At 53.9% G+C, this 18,984-nt stretch carries 11 protein-coding genes, 2 tRNA genes, 3 rRNA genes and 1 pseudogene; 14 read left to right on the forward strand and 3 right to left on the reverse strand.

The window, feature by feature from the left end; translation table 11 throughout:
• Positions 1-173: 173 nt before the first annotated feature.
• From pepQ to birA, 11 genes are all read left to right on the forward strand, one after another.
• On the forward strand, positions 174-1,505 hold the full coding sequence (pepQ, locus tag SK51_RS05140) for a Xaa-Pro dipeptidase (RefSeq protein WP_048206607.1): 1,332 nt from the start codon (positions 174-176) through the stop codon (positions 1,503-1,505).
• On the forward strand, positions 1,505-2,119 hold the full coding sequence (locus SK51_RS05145; protein WP_015572737.1) for an IMPACT family protein: 615 nt from the start codon (positions 1,505-1,507) through the stop codon (positions 2,117-2,119). The genes pepQ and SK51_RS05145 overlap by 1 nt, the downstream gene beginning before the upstream one ends.
• 41 nt (positions 2,120-2,160) lie before the next feature.
• Positions 2,161-3,612, forward strand: coding sequence for a Trk system potassium transporter TrkH (gene trkH / locus SK51_RS05150; protein ID WP_022649737.1), 1,452 nt, complete (start codon positions 2,161-2,163; stop codon positions 3,610-3,612).
• A gap of 10 nt (positions 3,613-3,622) precedes the next feature.
• Positions 3,623-4,168, forward strand: coding sequence for a menaquinone-dependent protoporphyrinogen IX dehydrogenase (hemG, locus tag SK51_RS05155; RefSeq protein ID WP_022649736.1), 546 nt, complete (start codon positions 3,623-3,625; stop codon positions 4,166-4,168).
• A 352-nt stretch (positions 4,169-4,520) separates the two neighbouring features.
• Positions 4,521-6,062, forward strand: a 16S ribosomal RNA gene (locus tag SK51_RS05165).
• Between the two features lie 70 nt (positions 6,063-6,132).
• A tRNA-Ile gene (locus SK51_RS05170) sits at positions 6,133-6,209 on the forward strand.
• Positions 6,210-6,314: 105 nt separating this feature from the next.
• Positions 6,315-6,390, forward strand: a tRNA-Ala gene (locus tag SK51_RS05175).
• Between the two features lie 172 nt (positions 6,391-6,562).
• Positions 6,563-9,468: ribosomal RNA gene (locus SK51_RS05180) — 23S ribosomal RNA — on the forward strand.
• Positions 9,469-9,537: 69 nt separating this feature from the next.
• Positions 9,538-9,653 (forward strand): 5S ribosomal RNA (gene rrf, locus SK51_RS05185).
• The 16S, 23S and 5S rRNA genes sit together here with 2 tRNA genes alongside, the layout of an rRNA operon.
• A gap of 134 nt (positions 9,654-9,787) precedes the next feature.
• Complete coding sequence (gene murB / locus SK51_RS05190; RefSeq protein ID WP_023307159.1) at positions 9,788-10,816, forward strand: UDP-N-acetylmuramate dehydrogenase; 1,029 nt, start codon at positions 9,788-9,790, stop codon at positions 10,814-10,816.
• Positions 10,813-11,775 (forward strand): bifunctional biotin--[acetyl-CoA-carboxylase] ligase/biotin operon repressor BirA, encoded by a 963-nt coding sequence (birA, locus tag SK51_RS05195; RefSeq protein WP_003861169.1) that lies wholly within the window; start codon positions 10,813-10,815, stop codon positions 11,773-11,775. The genes murB and birA overlap by 4 nt, the downstream gene beginning before the upstream one ends.
• 33 nt (positions 11,776-11,808) lie before the next feature.
• Here birA and bcsG read toward each other — a convergent pair whose 3' ends face one another.
• The 3 genes from bcsG to bcsE are packed head-to-tail and all read right to left on the reverse strand — an operon-like array spanning position 11,809 to position 15,234.
• Positions 11,809-13,488 (reverse strand): cellulose biosynthesis protein BcsG, encoded by a 1,680-nt coding sequence (gene bcsG / locus SK51_RS05200; RefSeq protein ID WP_023298844.1) that lies wholly within the window; start codon positions 13,486-13,488, stop codon positions 11,809-11,811.
• Positions 13,481-13,675, reverse strand: a complete 195-nt coding sequence (gene bcsF, locus SK51_RS05205) for a cellulose biosynthesis protein BcsF (protein ID WP_022649733.1) — start codon at positions 13,673-13,675, stop codon at positions 13,481-13,483. The genes bcsG and bcsF overlap by 8 nt, the downstream gene beginning before the upstream one ends.
• A complete protein-coding gene (gene bcsE / locus SK51_RS05210; RefSeq protein ID WP_023307158.1) occupies positions 13,672-15,234 on the reverse strand; it encodes a cellulose biosynthesis c-di-GMP-binding protein BcsE in 1,563 nt (520 codons plus the stop codon). The genes bcsF and bcsE overlap by 4 nt, the downstream gene beginning before the upstream one ends.
• 174 nt (positions 15,235-15,408) lie before the next feature.
• Between bcsE and bcsR the strand changes: the two are divergent.
• The 3 genes and pseudogenes from bcsR to bcsA all read left to right on the forward strand — a co-directional run bounded on the left by bcsR (position 15,409) and on the right by bcsA (position 18,975).
• Positions 15,409-15,599 (forward strand): annotated as a pseudogene (gene bcsR, locus SK51_RS05215) (cellulose biosynthesis protein BcsR).
• A gap of 11 nt (positions 15,600-15,610) precedes the next feature.
• Positions 15,611-16,363, forward strand: a complete 753-nt coding sequence (gene bcsQ / locus SK51_RS05220) for a cellulose biosynthesis protein BcsQ (RefSeq protein WP_023307157.1) — start codon at positions 15,611-15,613, stop codon at positions 16,361-16,363.
• Positions 16,360-18,975: a UDP-forming cellulose synthase catalytic subunit gene (bcsA, locus tag SK51_RS05225; RefSeq protein WP_023298842.1), complete on the forward strand. Its 2,616-nt coding sequence runs from the start codon at positions 16,360-16,362 to the stop codon at positions 18,973-18,975. Before bcsQ ends, bcsA begins: the two co-directional genes overlap by 4 nt.
• Positions 18,976-18,984 lie beyond the last annotated feature (9 nt).

Here is an 18,984-nt window from a genome sequence, read left to right on the forward strand (position 1 = left end):
AGCAATTGGATCTGGTCATACCAGATGAAACGGAGTGTGGAATTTATGTTAATAAAATGCAAATTAGTCATTAAGAAATTGCTGCACTGATCACGGTCGGTGGAAATCACGCAGCCGGAGTGAGGTGTGCTAAGATGCGATGACTTGAGGTCAAAAAAACGAAAGGAAGAATGATGGACTCACTGGCTTCGCTTTATAAAAATCATATCGTTACCCTACAGGAACGTACCCGCGATGTACTGGCCCGCTTCAAGCTGGATACCCTGCTGATCCACTCCGGCGAGCTGATGAATACTTTTCTTGATGACCACGCTTATCCCTTCAAGGTTAACCCGCAGTTTAAAGCCTGGGTGCCTGTCACGCAGGTTCCAAATTGCTGGCTGCTGGTGGATGGCGTGAACAAGCCGAAACTGTGGTTCTACCTGCCGGTCGATTACTGGCACAACGTGGAGCCGCTGCCGACCTCATTCTGGACCGAAGAAATTGACGTGATTGCGCTGCCAAAAGCAGACGGCATTGGCAGCCAGTTGCCAGCGGCGCGTGGGAACATCGGCTACATTGGTCCGGTTCCTGAGCGTGCGCTGGGTCTGGATATTCCGGCAGATAAACTCAACCCGAAAGGCGTGCTGGATTATCTGCACTACTATCGCGCCTACAAGACCGACTACGAACTTTACTGCATGCGTGAAGCGCAAAAAACGGCGGTGAATGGCCACCGTGCGGCGCACGAAGCGTTCCAGTCCGGTATGAGCGAGTTCGATATCAATCAGGCCTACCTGACGGCGACCGGCCACCGCGATACCGACGTGCCGTACAGCAACATCGTGGCGCTGAATGAACATGCCTCGGTTCTGCACTACACCAAACTGGATCATCAGGTTCCGGCTGAGATGCGCAGCTTCCTGCTGGACGCGGGGGCTGAGTACAATGGCTATGCGGCAGACCTGACCCGTACCTGGGCGGCGAATGCGGATACTGATTTTGCGCAATTGATCAAAGACGTGAACGACGAACAGCTGGCGCTGATTGGCACCATGAAGGCCGGAACCAGCTATGTGGATTATCACATCCAGTTCCATCAGCGCATCGCTAAACTGCTGCGTAAGCATCAGATTGTCAAAGACATGAGCGAAGAGGCGATGGTTGAGAACGATCTGACCGGGCCATTTATGCCGCACGGTATCGGCCACCCGCTGGGTTTACAGGTTCATGACGTCGCTGGCTTTATGCAGGATGATACCGGTACGCACCTGGCGGCACCGTCTAAATATCCTTATCTGCGCTGCACCCGCGTTCTGGCGCCGCGTATGGTATTGACCATCGAGCCGGGTATCTACTTTATTGAATCCCTGCTGGCGCCGTGGCGCGAAGGGCAGTTCAGCAAGCACTTCAACTGGGAGAAAATTGAAGCGCTGAAGCCGTATGGCGGCATTCGTATCGAAGATAACGTGGTTATTCACGAGAACAGCATCGAGAACATGACGCGAGATCTGAAGCTGGCCTGATGGAAAGCTGGCTGATACCGGCCGAGCCGGTCACCTTTGTTGAGGAAATCAAGAAAAGCCGCTTTATCACGCTGTTGGCGCATACTGACGGCGTGGAGGCGGCGAAGGCGTTCGTCGAGTCCGTCCGCGCGCAGCACCCCGATGCCCGCCATCACTGTGTGGCGTGGGTCGCAGGGCCGCCAGACGACTCACAGCAGCTCGGGTTTTCTGACGACGGTGAACCGGCGGGTACGGCCGGAAAACCGATGCTATCCCAGTTGATGGGCAGCGGCGTGGGTGAAATCACCGCCGTCGTGGTCCGCTACTACGGGGGCATTTTGTTAGGCACCGGAGGGCTGGTTAAAGCCTACGGAGGGGGTGTCCAGCAGGCGCTTAATCTGCTGATAACAACCCGCAAAACGCCACTTACGGAATATACTTTGTTATGCGATTACGCCCAGCTATCGGGTATCGAAGCACTGCTTAAACAGTTTAACGGCGTCATCGCACACAGTGATTATCAGGCAATGGTGCAATTACGCGTGGCGCTTCCTCAGGCGGAACTGGCTGCTTTTTCAGCAAAACTCGCTGATTTTAGTCGCGGTTCATTGCAATTACTGCCGATTGAAGAATAATCCCCACCTCACAATTTTGAATACCTAAGGAAGCGGCAGAGATGCATTTTCGTGCCATTACCCGAATCGTTGGATTGCTGGTCATACTTTTCTCCGGGACAATGATCATTCCCGGACTGGTGGCGCTTATCTACCGGGACGGCGCGGGGCGTGCATTTACGCAAACCTTTTTTGTCGCGCTGACGATTGGCTCCCTGCTGTGGTGGCCAAACCGCCGTGAGAAAGGTGAACTGAAATCCCGGGAGGGTTTTCTGATCGTGGTCCTGTTCTGGACGGTACTGGGAAGCGTGGGTGCGCTGCCGTTTATCTTCTCTGAACAACCGAATCTCACCGTCACGGATGCGTTTTTTGAATCGTTCTCCGGATTAACGACCACCGGGGCCACCACGCTTGTGGGGCTGGATTCACTCCCGCATGCAATTCTCTTTTACCGGCAGATGCTCCAGTGGTTCGGCGGTATGGGGATCATCGTGCTGGCGGTGGCTATCCTGCCGATTCTGGGCGTCGGGGGGATGCAGCTTTACCGGGCTGAAATGCCTGGCCCGTTGAAAGATAACAAGATGCGCCCGCGTATTGCGGAGACGGCGAAAACCCTTTGGCTTATTTATGTCCTGCTGACGGTGGCCTGCGCGCTGGCGCTGTGGTTTGCCGGGATGCCTGCGTTTGATGCCATCGGGCACAGCTTTGCCACTATCGCTATCGGCGGGTTCTCCACCCACGATGCCAGCGTTGGGTACTTCGACAGCCCGACGATCAATACCATCATTGCCATCTTTTTGCTGATCTCAGGCTGTAACTACGGTCTACACTTCTCGTTGCTTAGCGGACGGAGCCTGAAGGTGTACTGGCGCGACCCGGAATTCCGGATGTTTATTGGCGTCCAGTTGACCCTGGTGATCATCTGTACCCTGGTACTGTGGTTCCACGATGTCTATAACTCGGCGGTCACGACCCTGAACCAGGCCTTCTTCCAGGTGGTATCGATGGCGACAACCGCCGGTTTCACCACGGACAGTATTGCGCGTTGGCCGCTGTTCCTGCCGGTGCTGCTGTTGTGCTCTGCGTTTATCGGCGGCTGTGCCGGGTCGACGGGCGGCGGCCTGAAGGTGATCCGTATTCTGCTGCTGTTCAAGCAGGGGAACCGTGAACTTAAACGTCTCGTCCACCCGAATGCGGTTTACAGCATCAAGCTGGGCAATCGTGCACTGCCGGAGCGTATCCTCGAAGCGGTGTGGGGATTCTTCTCCGCTTATGCGCTGGTCTTTATTGTCAGTATGCTGGCGATTATCGCCACGGGCGTGGATGATTTCTCTGCCTTCGCCTCTGTGGTGGCAACGTTAAACAACCTGGGGCCGGGGCTGGGTGTCGTGGCGGATAATTTCGCCAGTATGAACCCGGTGGCAAAGTGGATCTTAATCGCCAATATGCTGTTTGGTCGTCTTGAGGTCTTTACGCTGCTGGTGCTGTTTACCCCAACATTCTGGCGTGAGTAAGGAGACATTGGTGAAAACGTTAATTCTTTTCTCAACGCGTGATGGGCAAACGCGTGAGATTGCTTCATATCTGGCTTCTGAACTCAAAGAGCTGGGCATTTATTCTGATGTGGTGAACCTGAATCGCACTGAACAGATTGCCTGGCAGGATTACGACCGTGTGGTCATTGGCGCTTCAATTCGTTACGGTCATTTCCATCCGGCGCTGGATCGCTTTGTGAAAAAGCATACGGCGGAGCTCGCTAAGCTGCCCGGCGCGTTTTACTCGGTCAACCTGGTTGCCCGTAAAGCAGAGAAGCGTACACCGCAGACTAACAGCTATACGCGCAAGTTTTTGCTGAGCTCGCCATGGCAGCCCGATATCTGTTCTGTCTTTGCGGGCGCGCTGCGTTACCCGCGTTACCGCTGGTATGACCGCTTTATGATCCGCCTGATCATGAAGATGACGGGCGGGGAAACGGATACGCGTAAAGAAGTGGTTTATACCGACTGGGATCAAGTGGCCAGTTTTGCCCGTGAAATTGCACGTTTAACGGACGATTCGCGGGTTAAATAAGCGTTGAGTTTGAAAAGTGAGCGAACGAAAAGTTTTTTGTATTTAGTGCTTGTCACTTCAGAAGAACTCCCTATAATGCGCCTCCACTGACACGGAACAACGGCACACACGCCGCCGGGTCAGCAGAGAAAAGCAAAATAAACGCTTGACTCTGAAGTGGGAAAGCGTAATATGCACACCCCGCGCCGCAGCGAAAACGTAGCGGCACTGCTCTTTAACAATTTATCAGACAATCTGTGTGGGCACTCAAAGTGACATGGATTCTTAACGTCGCAAGACGAAAAATGAATACCAAGTCTCTGAGTGAACATACGTAATTCATTACGAAGTTTAATTCACGAGCATCAAACTTAAATTGAAGAGTTTGATCATGGCTCAGATTGAACGCTGGCGGCAGGCCTAACACATGCAAGTCGAACGGTAACAGGAAGCAGCTTGCTGCTTTGCTGACGAGTGGCGGACGGGTGAGTAATGTCTGGGAAACTGCCTGATGGAGGGGGATAACTACTGGAAACGGTAGCTAATACCGCATAACGTCGCAAGACCAAAGAGGGGGACCTTCGGGCCTCTTGCCATCGGATGTGCCCAGATGGGATTAGCTAGTAGGTGGGGTAACGGCTCACCTAGGCGACGATCCCTAGCTGGTCTGAGAGGATGACCAGCCACACTGGAACTGAGACACGGTCCAGACTCCTACGGGAGGCAGCAGTGGGGAATATTGCACAATGGGCGCAAGCCTGATGCAGCCATGCCGCGTGTATGAAGAAGGCCTTCGGGTTGTAAAGTACTTTCAGCGGGGAGGAAGGCGACAGGGTTAATAACCCTGTCGATTGACGTTACCCGCAGAAGAAGCACCGGCTAACTCCGTGCCAGCAGCCGCGGTAATACGGAGGGTGCAAGCGTTAATCGGAATTACTGGGCGTAAAGCGCACGCAGGCGGTCTGTCAAGTCGGATGTGAAATCCCCGGGCTCAACCTGGGAACTGCATTCGAAACTGGCAGGCTAGAGTCTTGTAGAGGGGGGTAGAATTCCAGGTGTAGCGGTGAAATGCGTAGAGATCTGGAGGAATACCGGTGGCGAAGGCGGCCCCCTGGACAAAGACTGACGCTCAGGTGCGAAAGCGTGGGGAGCAAACAGGATTAGATACCCTGGTAGTCCACGCCGTAAACGATGTCGACTTGGAGGTTGTGCCCTTGAGGCGTGGCTTCCGGAGCTAACGCGTTAAGTCGACCGCCTGGGGAGTACGGCCGCAAGGTTAAAACTCAAATGAATTGACGGGGGCCCGCACAAGCGGTGGAGCATGTGGTTTAATTCGATGCAACGCGAAGAACCTTACCTACTCTTGACATCCAGAGAACTTAGCAGAGATGCTTTGGTGCCTTCGGGAACTCTGAGACAGGTGCTGCATGGCTGTCGTCAGCTCGTGTTGTGAAATGTTGGGTTAAGTCCCGCAACGAGCGCAACCCTTATCCTTTGTTGCCAGCGGTCCGGCCGGGAACTCAAAGGAGACTGCCAGTGATAAACTGGAGGAAGGTGGGGATGACGTCAAGTCATCATGGCCCTTACGAGTAGGGCTACACACGTGCTACAATGGCGCATACAAAGAGAAGCGACCTCGCGAGAGCAAGCGGACCTCATAAAGTGCGTCGTAGTCCGGATTGGAGTCTGCAACTCGACTCCATGAAGTCGGAATCGCTAGTAATCGTGGATCAGAATGCCACGGTGAATACGTTCCCGGGCCTTGTACACACCGCCCGTCACACCATGGGAGTGGGTTGCAAAAGAAGTAGGTAGCTTAACCTTCGGGAGGGCGCTTACCACTTTGTGATTCATGACTGGGGTGAAGTCGTAACAAGGTAACCGTAGGGGAACCTGCGGTTGGATCACCTCCTTACCTTAAAGAACCTGCCTTTGCAGTGCTCACACAGATTGTCTGATGAAAAACAGCAGTAAAAAATCTCTGCAGGCTTGTAGCTCAGGTGGTTAGAGCGCACCCCTGATAAGGGTGAGGTCGGTGGTTCAAGTCCACTCAGGCCTACCAAATTTTTGCTGATGCTGCGTTGCGGCGACACTCACATACCTGAGTATGCTTCGTGTCACCACGCCTTGCCTCAACAAAAATTACCGGTACAGAGGTGACTACGATGGGGCTATAGCTCAGCTGGGAGAGCGCCTGCCTTGCACGCAGGAGGTCTGCGGTTCGATCCCGCATAGCTCCACCATCCTTTACTGCGAATACAAGAAAACTTCAGAGTGAACCTGAAAAGGTGCACTGCGAAGTTTTGCTCTTTAAAAATCTGGATCAAGCTGAAAATTGAAACGACACATCTTTAATGGTGTGTTCGAGTCTCTCAAATTTTCGCAATCATGAAGTGAAACATCTTCGGGTTGTGAGGTTAAGCGACTAAGCGTACACGGTGGATGCCCTGGCAGTCAGAGGCGATGAAGGACGTGCTAATCTGCGAAAAGCGCCGGCGAGGTGATATGAACCCTTGACCCGGCGATGTCCGAATGGGGAAACCCAGTGCAATTCGTTGCACTATCGTTAACTGAATACATAGGTTAACGAGGCGAACCGGGGGAACTGAAACATCTAAGTACCCCGAGGAAAAGAAATCAACCGAGATTCCCCCAGTAGCGGCGAGCGAACGGGGAGCAGCCCGGAGTCTGAATCAGCTTGTGTGTTAGTGGAACGGTCTGGAAAGTCCGACGGTACAGGGTGATAGTCCCGTACACGAAAGCACACATGCTGTGAACTCGAAGAGTAGGGCGGGACACGTGGTATCCTGTCTGAATATGGGGGGACCATCCTCCAAGGCTAAATACTCCTGACTGACCGATAGTGAACCAGTACCGTGAGGGAAAGGCGAAAAGAACCCCGGCGAGGGGAGTGAAAAAGAACCTGAAACCGTGTACGTACAAGCAGTGGGAGCCTCTTTATGGGGTGACTGCGTACCTTTTGTATAATGGGTCAGCGACTTATATTCTGTAGCAAGGTTAACCGTATAGGGGAGCCGAAGGGAAACCGAGTCTTAACTGGGCGTTAAGTTGCAGGGTATAGACCCGAAACCCGGTGATCTAGCCATGGGCAGGTTGAAGGTTGGGTAACACTAACTGGAGGACCGAACCGACTAATGTTGAAAAATTAGCGGATGACCTGTGGCTGGGGGTGAAAGGCCAATCAAACCGGGAGATAGCTGGTTCTCCCCGAAAGCTATTTAGGTAGCGCCTCGTGAATTCATCTTCGGGGGTAGAGCACTGTTTCGGCTAGGGGGCCATCCCGGCTTACCAACCCGATGCAAACTACGAATACCGAAGAATGTTATCACGGGAGACACACGGCGGGTGCTAACGTCCGTCGTGAAGAGGGAAACAACCCAGACCGCCAGCTAAGGTCCCAAAGTCATGGTTAAGTGGGAAACGATGTGGGAAGGCACAGACAGCCAGGATGTTGGCTTAGAAGCAGCCATCATTTAAAGAAAGCGTAATAGCTCACTGGTCGAGTCGGCCTGCGCGGAAGATGTAACGGGGCTAAACCATGCACCGAAGCTGCGGCAGCGACGCTTATGCGTTGTTGGGTAGGGGAGCGTTCTGTAAGCCGTTGAAGGTGTCCTGTGAGGGGTGCTGGAGGTATCAGAAGTGCGAATGCTGACATAAGTAACGATAAAGCGGGTGAAAAGCCCGCTCGCCGGAAGACCAAGGGTTCCTGTCCAACGTTAATCGGGGCAGGGTGAGTCGACCCCTAAGGCGAGGCCGAAAGGCGTAGTCGATGGGAAACAGGTTAATATTCCTGTACTTGGTGTTACTGCGAAGGGGGGACGGAGAAGGCTATGTCAGCCGGGCGACGGTTGTCCCGGTTTAAGCATGTAGGCGGAGGTTCCAGGTAAATCCGGTACCTTATTAACGCTGAGGTGTGATGACGAGGCACTACGGTGCTGAAGTGATAAATGCCCTGCTTCCAGGAAAAGCCTCTAAGCATCAGGTAACACGAAATCGTACCCCAAACCGACACAGGTGGTCAGGTAGAGAATACCAAGGCGCTTGAGAGAACTCGGGTGAAGGAACTAGGCAAAATGGTGCCGTAACTTCGGGAGAAGGCACGCTGATATGTAGGTGAAGTCCCTGCGGACGGAGCTGAAATCAGTCGAAGATACCAGCTGGCTGCAACTGTTTATTAAAAACACAGCACTGTGCAAACACGAAAGTGGACGTATACGGTGTGACGCCTGCCCGGTGCCGGAAGGTTAATTGATGGGGTTAGCGGCAACGCGAAGCTCTTGATCGAAGCCCCGGTAAACGGCGGCCGTAACTATAACGGTCCTAAGGTAGCGAAATTCCTTGTCGGGTAAGTTCCGACCTGCACGAATGGCGTAATGATGGCCAGGCTGTCTCCACCCGAGACTCAGTGAAATTGAACTCGCTGTGAAGATGCAGTGTACCCGCGGCAAGACGGAAAGACCCCGTGAACCTTTACTATAGCTTGACACTGAACACTGGTCCTTGATGTGTAGGATAGGTGGGAGGCTTTGAAGCGTGGACGCCAGTCTGCGTGGAGCCAACCTTGAAATACCACCCTTTAATGGCTGGTGTTCTAACGTAGACCCGTAATCCGGGTTGCGGACAGTGTCTGGTGGGTAGTTTGACTGGGGCGGTCTCCTCCCAAAGAGTAACGGAGGAGCACGAAGGTTGGCTAATCCTGGTCGGACATCAGGAGGTTAGTGCAATGGCATAAGCCAGCTTGACTGCGAGCGTGACGGCGCGAGCAGGTGCGAAAGCAGGTCATAGTGATCCGGTGGTTCTGAATGGAAGGGCCATCGCTCAACGGATAAAAGGTACTCCGGGGATAACAGGCTGATACCGCCCAAGAGTTCATATCGACGGCGGTGTTTGGCACCTCGATGTCGGCTCATCACATCCTGGGGCTGAAGTAGGTCCCAAGGGTATGGCTGTTCGCCATTTAAAGTGGTACGCGAGCTGGGTTTAGAACGTCGTGAGACAGTTCGGTCCCTATCTGCCGTGGGCGCTGGAGAATTGAGGGGGGCTGCTCCTAGTACGAGAGGACCGGAGTGGACGCATCACTGGTGTTCGGGTTGTCATGCCAATGGCACTGCCCGGTAGCTAAATGCGGAAGAGATAAGTGCTGAAAGCATCTAAGCACGAAACTTGCCCCGAGATGAGTTCTCCCTGAGACCTTGAGTCTCCTGAAGGAACGTTGAAGACGACGACGTTGATAGGTCGGGTGTGTAAGCGCAGCGATGCGTTGAGCTAACCGATACTAATGAACCGTGAGGCTTAACCTTACAACGCCGAAGCTGTTTTGGCGAAGAGACAGACACGATTTTCAGCCTGATACAGATTAACAGAATTTGCCTGGCGGCTTTAGCGCGGTGGTCCCACCTGACCCCATGCCGAACTCAGAAGTGAAACGCCGTAGCGCCGATGGTAGTGTGGGGTCTCCCCATGTGAGAGTAGGGAACTGCCAGGCATCAAACAAGTGAAGAGGCCATCCGAAAGGATGGCCTTTTTGCGTTTCTGCACCTGCTTCCTTTCCATAAACTAATCACCCATCCCTTCGTATATACGGTAAACTATCCCGGTTTTTGCATCAGGATAGCGTCTATGAATCACTCCCTTAAGCCCTGGAATACCTTTGGTATTCAACGGAATGCTAATCAAATTGTACGTGCCGACAGTGCTCAGCAGTTGCTGAATGCCTGGCAAAACGCAACAGAAAACGGTGAACCCGTACTTATTCTGGGCGAAGGAAGTAATGTCCTGTTTCTCGATGATTTTGCGGGGACGGTAATCGTTAATCGCATCATGGGGATTGAGCGTAAAGAGAGCGCTGACAGCTGGCATTTACACGTGGGTGCTGGCGAAAACTGGCACCATCTGGTGCAATATACCCTTGAAAAAGGGATGCCCGGACTGGAAAACCTGGCCCTCATCCCGGGCTGTGCAGGATCATCTCCTATTCAAAACATCGGTGCCTACGGCATTGAACTGAAACACGTCTGCGAATATGTCGACTGCATCGAACTCGCGACCGGAACGGCGAAGCGTTTGACCGCAGAGCAGTGCCGCTTTGGCTATCGCGACAGCATTTTCAAGCACGACTATCAGGATCGTTTTGTCATTGTGGCCGTTGGCCTGCGTCTGGCGAAAGCATGGAAACCCGTTCTGACTTACGGCGATCTGGCCCGTCTCGATCCGGCTACCGTCACACCGCGTGAGGTTTTTGATTCCGTTTGCCACATGCGAATGACCAAGCTACCGGACCCGAAAGTTAACGGAAATGCGGGCAGTTTCTTCAAAAATCCGGTGATCGGCAGCGAAAATGCGAAAGCGTTTCTCGCAGGCTGGCCAACGGCCCCGCATTATCCTCAGGCGGATGGCAGCGTAAAGCTGGCCGCAGGCTGGCTTATCGATCAATGTGAATTAAAAGGTACTACGCTTGGTGGCGCTGCTGTTCATCGTCAGCAGGCGCTGGTACTGATCAACCAGTCCAACGCGACAAGTGAGGATGTCGTCAACCTGGCGCACCATGTTCGCCAGCGTGTGGGCGAAAAATTTAACGTCTGGCTGGAGCCTGAAGTTCGCTTTATTGGCCGAACGGGCGAAGTGAATGCCGTGGAGACCATTGCGTGAAGGACAATACTATTCCGTTAACTCTCATCGGTATTCTTGCTGATGGCGAGTTTCATTCTGGCGAGCAGCTGGGCGAACAGCTGGGCATGAGCCGCGCTGCCATCAATAAACATATTCAAACGCTCCGCGACTGGGGCGTGGATGTGTTTACGGTACCGGGAAAAGGCTACAGCCTGCCGGAACCAATCCAGTTACTGAATGAAGAGATCATCCGCAGCCAGATTGGACACGGTAACGTCGCGGTATTGCCGGTCATTGATTCGACGAACCAGTATCTGCTGGATCGCCTGAGCGAGCTGAAATCCGGTGATGCCTGCGTTGCCGAGTACCAACAGGCAGGACGTGGCCGCCGGGGGCGTAAGTGGTTTTCGCCATTTGGCGCCAACCTCTACCTTTCCATGTACTGGCGGCTTGAACAGGGGCCAGCTGCGGCCATCGGGCTGAGCCTGGTCATCGGCATTGTGATGGCAGAGGTGCTGCATGATTTGGGTGCCGATCAGGTGCGGGTAAAATGGCCCAACGATCTGTATCTCAACGATCGAAAGCTGGCGGGGATCCTGGTCGAACTGACGGGAAAAACAGGCGATGCCGCACAGATCGTCATTGGGGCGGGGCTGAACATGGTGATGCGAAACGTGCAGAACGATGTCGTGAACCAGGCCTGGACCAACCTACAGGAAGCGGGGATCACCATCGATCGCAATACGCTTGCCGTCCGCATGATCAATGAGTTGCGTAGTTCGCTGACGCTCTTTGAACAAGAGGGGTTAGCGCCATTCCTTTCCCGCTGGGAAAAGCTGGATAACTTTATTAACCGACCGGTGAAGCTGCTGATTGGGGATAAAGAGATTTACGGCACATCACGCGGCATTGACGCGCAGGGCGCGTTGCTGCTTGAACAGGATGGCGTGATTAAGCCCTGGGTGGGCGGTGAAATTTCGTTACGAAGTGCAGAGTAACCCTCTCCCCCACAGGGGAGAGGGTGTAGCAGGTCACTGCGGATACGGCACCCAATCCCCGGCATTCAGTCGGACATAAGGCTTATTCTGATACTGGATCACCACCGCATTGGCGTTTTCCGATACCTCCGCCGTCTGCGGCAGCCCGCTGGTGAGCTGATCCCAGTTCACGCTATCTTCCACAAACAGCTTACCGTCTACAGCGCGAGCAACCAGTTCCGAGATGGCCAGATAGCTGCTTGGCTGGGTGATCTCAACTGGCGCGCCCTGATGCGGTGCCTTCATGCCAAAGAACTTAATCCCGGCCGGAACGTTTGTGATGGACGGGCTTGGGATATCGCGCAGACCAGACACCTGCATCCTGTCGCCTTTCAGCGCTCCACCATGTTCCGGGACCACCACCACCATCACTTTACGACCTGATTTTTCCAGCTCGTTGAAGAACGCATTCAGCTCGTCAAAGAACTTCTGCGCACGGGCCTTGTAATCGGCCGTTTTGCTTACGCCCGGATAATGGTTCCCGTCGTGAAGCGGCAGCGTATTATAGAACGTCGCGCTACGCGTCCCTTCCTCTTTACCGACGGTGTCGAACCAGCGCTGAAGTACGGCGGTATCGTCATAGACCGGCGAGCCATCGAAGCCCAGTAACGTCACTGGCAGCCCTTTCTGGTCCATCAGTGGGGCCTGCATGCCACCCTGTTCACGCACTTCTTTCAGGAAGTTACCGAACTGACCGTTATGGCCCATCATCAGGTGTTGGGTAAAGCCCAGTTTTGCCAGGTTATCGAACAGATAGCACTGGTTAGCTGCGGGCTGGTAGAGATTCTTATGCGAAGGCTGCCCACAGCTTGCGCGCAGCAGACGGATAGCCGCCGGGCCGCTGTAGGAGGTGGCGGAGTTGAAGTCTTTAAACTGTATATCGAAATGCGACCACAGCGGATGCGACATCAAACCAGCCGCGTCAACGTCAGCCCAGGACAGAGAACAGATGTTAATGACCAGCAACTCAAACGGCTGAGCATCAGCAGGCAGCGCGTCCGGGAATTTCGTCTGACGCTTATCTTCCGCAGCGTAAAAACTGGAGAGCCACGCGTTCAGGTTCGTGGATGTCGGCGGCGCCGTCTGCGCTGGAATATCCCCAACCACAGGCGTATCCCCTGCTGTCGCGACGGTAGCGGCGGCGGAACCGCCCGTGGTGGTTACGGTTGTCGTCGGCTGACCGGCTGGCCACAGCGAGAAGCTCGGGCCCGTCAGCGTCAGTACGTTTAGCCAGATCATAATCGCGACGACAAACACCGTCACCCGGATCCACTGAGACAGGAACAGCCAGGCAACCAGCAGGACAAATACCGCGCCAATCATCTGCCAGTTAATAAAGCGCTCAACCAGATCGAGCATATAGTCCGCACTGAAACCTGCGACCTGGGAACCCTGGCTCATAATGCTTTCGGGGCCGGGTAGCCAGGTATCATGCCAGAACAGGGCGAAACCGATAGGGATAGCAATCCAGTGACGTATACGGTGCAGCCTGAGATTCGGGATTGGCATCAGCAGGAATGCCATAAACACCAGATTAAGCAGCGGGTGGAAATTAAGATAGCCTGCCCACAGCAGACCAAACTTCACCAGAAAGTAGAAATTCCAGCCGGACAGACCGCGCCAGTATTGCCAGAGTGGCGATGGCGCTGAAGAGGTATAGGTAGAATTAGTCATGTTTTCGGTTTGCCTTGACGTTTGAAGCGCGAGTCAGTGTTCCGGCGGGTTTAATATAGCGAGGTTTGACGAACAGTAATCTGATCGTATCGCGAATACGGCGCAGGGAATGGCGTGCATAGTAGCCAAGCGGCAAAAAAATCAGCGCGCACAGAACAACCAGTTGGATGATATCGCTGATATTCATAATGGAACGCTCTCCTTGTTCTCATCCATTAAGCGTAGCGGCTCAGGAACCCGACGCCATACGTGCCCATCATGTTTCGCGTTCAGAACCGGTTTGGCACCACTTGTTACAGGCAACGGTTTGGCCCATTTTTCAGGTGCCAGGGCTCGCATCTGGACAAGCTCAGCGCTGATCAAATTATCTTCAAACCAGACCATGCGGTTCGAGAAAATATCCCCGGTAGGCAGCGGGAAGATATGGTTCAGGGCGGTATCCAGATCGTTCACCCGACAGAAGGAGAGGAACAGCACCAGGCGATTATCGCCAATGGTCATGATATCCCCGATACGATTAGGGCGGCACAAGGTGAGCGCCTGCTCAACGCGAATGCCCGGCACAGGACGCAGGGCAACCATCACCCCTTTTCCGTCTGCCGGTAAAAGCGTATTGCTCATCATGTTGCCCACCGCATCGCAGAAGGTGTCCCATTTCTGGTAGCCGCGCAGTTTCATCGGCTGCGTCATTGAAAGCAGGGTGCTGATATCTTCCGGAACATATCGATTAAACTGCTGGCCCTGAATGCTTTCGATCAGCGTCAGACAGCGCGACAGGGGAGCATTCCAGGGAATGACCATATTCGCGCCGCAGCCCAGTAATAAGCGCTCATCGGTGGCGCGCAGGCTGGTATTATTTTCACGTACCACGATTTTTAACGCGCTGCCGCGCTGGCGACGTAATGTGTGAATGTGCCGTGCCAGCGTTTCGATTTGGTTATTCTGGATCAACGAGAAGATAATGGTCGCCGCCTGCGTGGTGCGCGCCTCATCAAATAAGGCCTCGTTGGTTTCGAACAGTGACCAGTGCTCAGACAGTGCAGGCGCACCTTCCAGTACCGCAATCTGACTCAGAACGCGCTTTTCATCACTGCGTGGCTGAACCACCGTCTCTTCCTGTTGAGCAAGATGCCACTCGTCCCCGACATTTTTGAGGGTAAGCTGCTGTCGGGAGCTCACCCCTTTTTCATTGCACCAGAAAGCCACGTCGTAAAGATGGCTGTCAGTCTGGACACGAATACTGGCCAGGCCATAGAGGGAACGGTATTCACTCATTAAAAGTGAAAAAAGTTTGTCGTTATTACTGCCCGGGTTAACAACCAATAAGGTGCAATTTTGATTTTTTGCCCATCTGCTGATTCTTCCCAGCCATTTCAGCAGTTTTTCAGACGGGATATTTTGTAGACCGTTTTGAGAACATTTAAGAATCAGTAAATAGTGTTCAGGAACAATAGAGCACTGAATATCGCGGGGCAAAAAGTATAAACTGTCGGCCTCCGCTGGCATGGAAAATAATCGTACTGTCTGGGGTCCACGGTCAGTTTCGAGCCTGATGATTGACTTTGGCTCATCGCCCATCGTAATGACGGCCACGCGGTAATCCTTACCCTGCGCCGCTATCGTCTGGTTTACCAGACTGATGGCATCTTCATTACGATCCGTATTAACCCACCAGACTCCTCCGACTGGCATGTGGCGCAATTCGTCCCATAATGACTGGATGCCAATAGAAAATATGGAGTCCACGGTGTCCCTCTTTTCGTCGAATTTCTATGTCTCTCAGTTTACTAGCGAAAGCGTAGAAATAAACCTAACATTGAAATTAAAGAACATCAGATTTAGCATGTAAATGAAATTTCGTGGGCAGGACGCCTCGCTGCATCTGAATCTTATGATTTTACTCAAAGGGATGAAATAAGAATGCAAAATAACGAACCCGCAACTCCAGTCGACCCAAGCCTGGGTTATACACATTCCAAAACGATTTTCTGGCGCTCACGAAGGCTTTTTCATTGCCTGAAATAGATTACACCGATATTTCCCAGCGGGAACAGTTGGCTGCGGCTATTAAACGTTGGCCGTTATTAGCTGAGTTTGCCCAACAACAATAAGGAAGCCATTGATGGCCGTACTAGGATTACAGGGCGTCCGTGGTGGAGTGGGTACAACTTCCGTAACCGCGGCGCTGGCGTGGTCATTACAGGTTTTAGGTGAATCAGTACTGGTTATTGATGCCTGCTCCGATAATTTGCTGCGCATGTCATTCAATGTCGACTTTACACATGAAAACGGCTGGGGGCGCGCGCTTCTGGACGATAAAGACTGGCGGGATGCGGGTTTGCGCTATACCTCCCAGCTCGATTTGCTTCCCTTTGGTCAGATGACGGAAACCGAACGCGGGAATGAAGCTGCGTTTCAGCGTCTGTTCTCTCGCTTCACCACCGCTTTGCAGAGTCTGAAAGAGAGCGGACACTATCAGTGGATCCTGCTGGACCTGCCGCACGGCGCCGCGTCGCTGACCCGCCAGCTTCTGGCGCAGTGCGACCATGTGCTCTCCATTGCGAACGTAGATGCGAATTGTCATATCCGTCTGCATCAACAGGCAATGCCTGCCAATGCCCATATTCTGATTAACGATCTGCGCATTGGCAGCCAGATCCAGGACGATCTGTACCAGGTCTGGCTCCAGAGTCAGCGCCGCCTGTTGCCAATGGTTATCCATCGTGACGAAGCGATGGCGGAGTGCCTCGCTTCCAAACAACCGCTTGGGGAGTACCGTAGTGATTCACTGGCGGCAGAAGAGATCCTGACGCTGGCCAACTGGTGTCTGCTGCACTTTGCTAAACGGCCGGAGCCTGCCGGGAGTTCAGTATGAGCCGCCTGACCAACTGGTTGCTCATCCCGCCGGTCAGTTCGCGCTTAAGTGAACGCTACCGCCATTACCGTCATCATGGCGCCTCATCGCTGAGCGCTGCGCTGGGCTGCTTCTGGATGATTCTGGCGTGGATGTTCATCCCCCTCGAACATCCACGCTGGCAACGTATTCGTGCGCGCCACGGTGAACTCTATCCGCATATCAACCCTGACAAGCCGCGTCCGCTCGATCCCGCGCGCTACGCTATACAGTCCATCTGGCTTCTGGCGACCTCAACGGGTGCGGAGAAAAAAACGTCCCGCTGGCGCAGCTTCGATCGCGTGCAGAACTTACGTGAACACTATCACCAGTGGCTTAACCGGCTACCCGACCGGGTTGGCGATAGAACAGGTCATTTAGATAATCACAAAGAGCTCGGGCACCTTCACCCGGGCTTACGGCGTTTTATTCTCGGCGTGGTGGTGGTGTTCTCACTCATACTGGCGCTGGTCTGTATTACCCAGCCCTTCAACCCGCTGGCACAGTTTACCTTCCTGATCCTGCTGTGGGGCGTGGCTCTGCTGGTGCGGCGCATTCCGGGGCGTTTTTCTGCCCTGATGCTGATCGTGCTGTCGCTGACCGTTTCCTGCCGCTACATCTGGTGGCGATATACCTCAACGCTGAACTGGGACGATCCGGTCAGCCTGGTGTGTGGGTTAGTGCTGCTGTTTGCTGAGACCTACGCCTGGATCGTGCTGGTGCTGGGTTACTTCCAGGTTATCTGGCCGCTGAATCGACAGCCGGTGCCGCTGCCAAAAGACACGACCCAGTGGCCAACGGTGGACCTCTTCGTGCCGACCTACAACGAAGACCTGTCGGTGGTGAAAAACACCATTTACGCCGCGCTGGGTATCGACTGGCCGAAGGATAAAATCAAAATCTGGATCCTCGATGACGGTGGCCGCGCCGAGTTCCGCCAGTTCGCGGACGAAGTAGGGGTTGAGTACATCGCCCGTACCACGCATGAACACGCTAAGGCCGGTAACATCAACAATGCGCTGAAATATGCCAAAGGGGAGTTCGTCTCTATTTTCGACTGCGACCACGTGCCAACGCGCTCGTTCCTGCAAATGACCATGGGCTGGTTCCTGAAGGAGAAAGAGCTGGCGATGATGCAGACGCCGCACCACTTCTTCTCACCGGACCCGTTTGAACGTAACCTCGGTCGTTTTCGTAAAACCCCGAACGAGGGCACACTGTTCTATGGTCTGGTGCAGGACGGGAACGACATGTGGGACGCAACGTTCTTCTGCGGCTCCTGTGCGGTGATCCGCCGTAAACCGCTGGATGAAATTGGCGGGATCGCCGTCGAGACGGTCACGGAAGATGCGCACACTTCGCTGCGTCTGCACCGTCTTGGCTATACCTCCGCCTACATGCGCATTCCTCAGGCGGCGGGGCTGGCCACGGAATCCCTGTCGGCGCATATCGGCCAGCGTATTCGCTGGGCGCGCGGCATGGTGCAAATTTTCCGCCTCGATAACCCGCTGATGGGTAAAGGACTGAAACTGGCGCAACGGCTGTGCTACGTCAACGCCATGTTCCACTTCCTGTCGGGTATTCCACGGCTTATCTTCCTCACTGCGCCGCTGGCGTTCCTGCTTCTTCACGCTTACATCATCTATGCGCCTGCGCTGATGATTGCCCTGTTCGTTCTGCCGCACATGATCCACGCCAGCCTGACGAACTCGAAGATTCAGGGGAAATATCGCCATTCGTTCTGGAGTGAAATCTACGAAACGGTGCTGGCCTGGTATATCGCGCCGCCAACCATGGTGGCGCTGATTAACCCGCATAAAGGGAAATTCAACGTCACCGCGAAGGGCGGGCTGGTGGAAGAGGAGTATGTCGACTGGGTGATCTCCCGGCCCTATATCTTCCTGGTGCTGCTGAATATTGTGGGCGTGATTGTTGGGGTCTGGCGCTACTTCTACGGCCCGGAAAACGAAATTCTGACGGTCTTCGTGAGTATGGCGTGGGTGTTTTATAACCTGATTATCCTCGGTGGCGCGGTGGCGGTATCAGTGGAGAGTAAACAGGTTCGCCGCGCGCATCGCGTCGAAATCAGCATGCCAGCGGCCATTGCCCGCGACGATGGACATCTCTTCTCCTGTACCGTACATGACTTTTCGGATGGCGGTCTGGGTATCAAGATTAACGGTCAGGCGAAGGTGCTTGAGGGGCAGAAGGTCAACCTATTGCTTAAGCGCGGCCAGCAGGAGTATGTCTTCCCGACGCAGGTGGTGCGTGTGAGAGGAAATGAAGTGGGTCTGCAACTGATGCCGCTGACTAAAAAGCAACACATTGATTTTGTGCAGTGTACGTTTGCCCGCGCGGATACGTGGGCTCTCTGGCAGGACAGCTTCCCTGAGGATAAGCCTCTGGAAAGCCTGCTGGATATTCTTAAGCTGGGGTTCCGTGGCTATCGTCACCTTGCAGAATTTGCCCCGTCGTCGGTGAAATTAATTTTCCGGTCACTTACTTCACTGGTTTCCTGGGTCGTGTCGTTCATTCCGCGTCGACCTGAGCGAGATGAAGCGAAGCAGGCGGACCCGGTTATGGCTCAACAATGATGATAACGC

Source organism: Enterobacter sp. MGH85, from assembly GCF_001037655.1.
GTDB classification, from domain to species: domain Bacteria; phylum Pseudomonadota; class Gammaproteobacteria; order Enterobacterales; family Enterobacteriaceae; genus Enterobacter; species Enterobacter intestinihominis.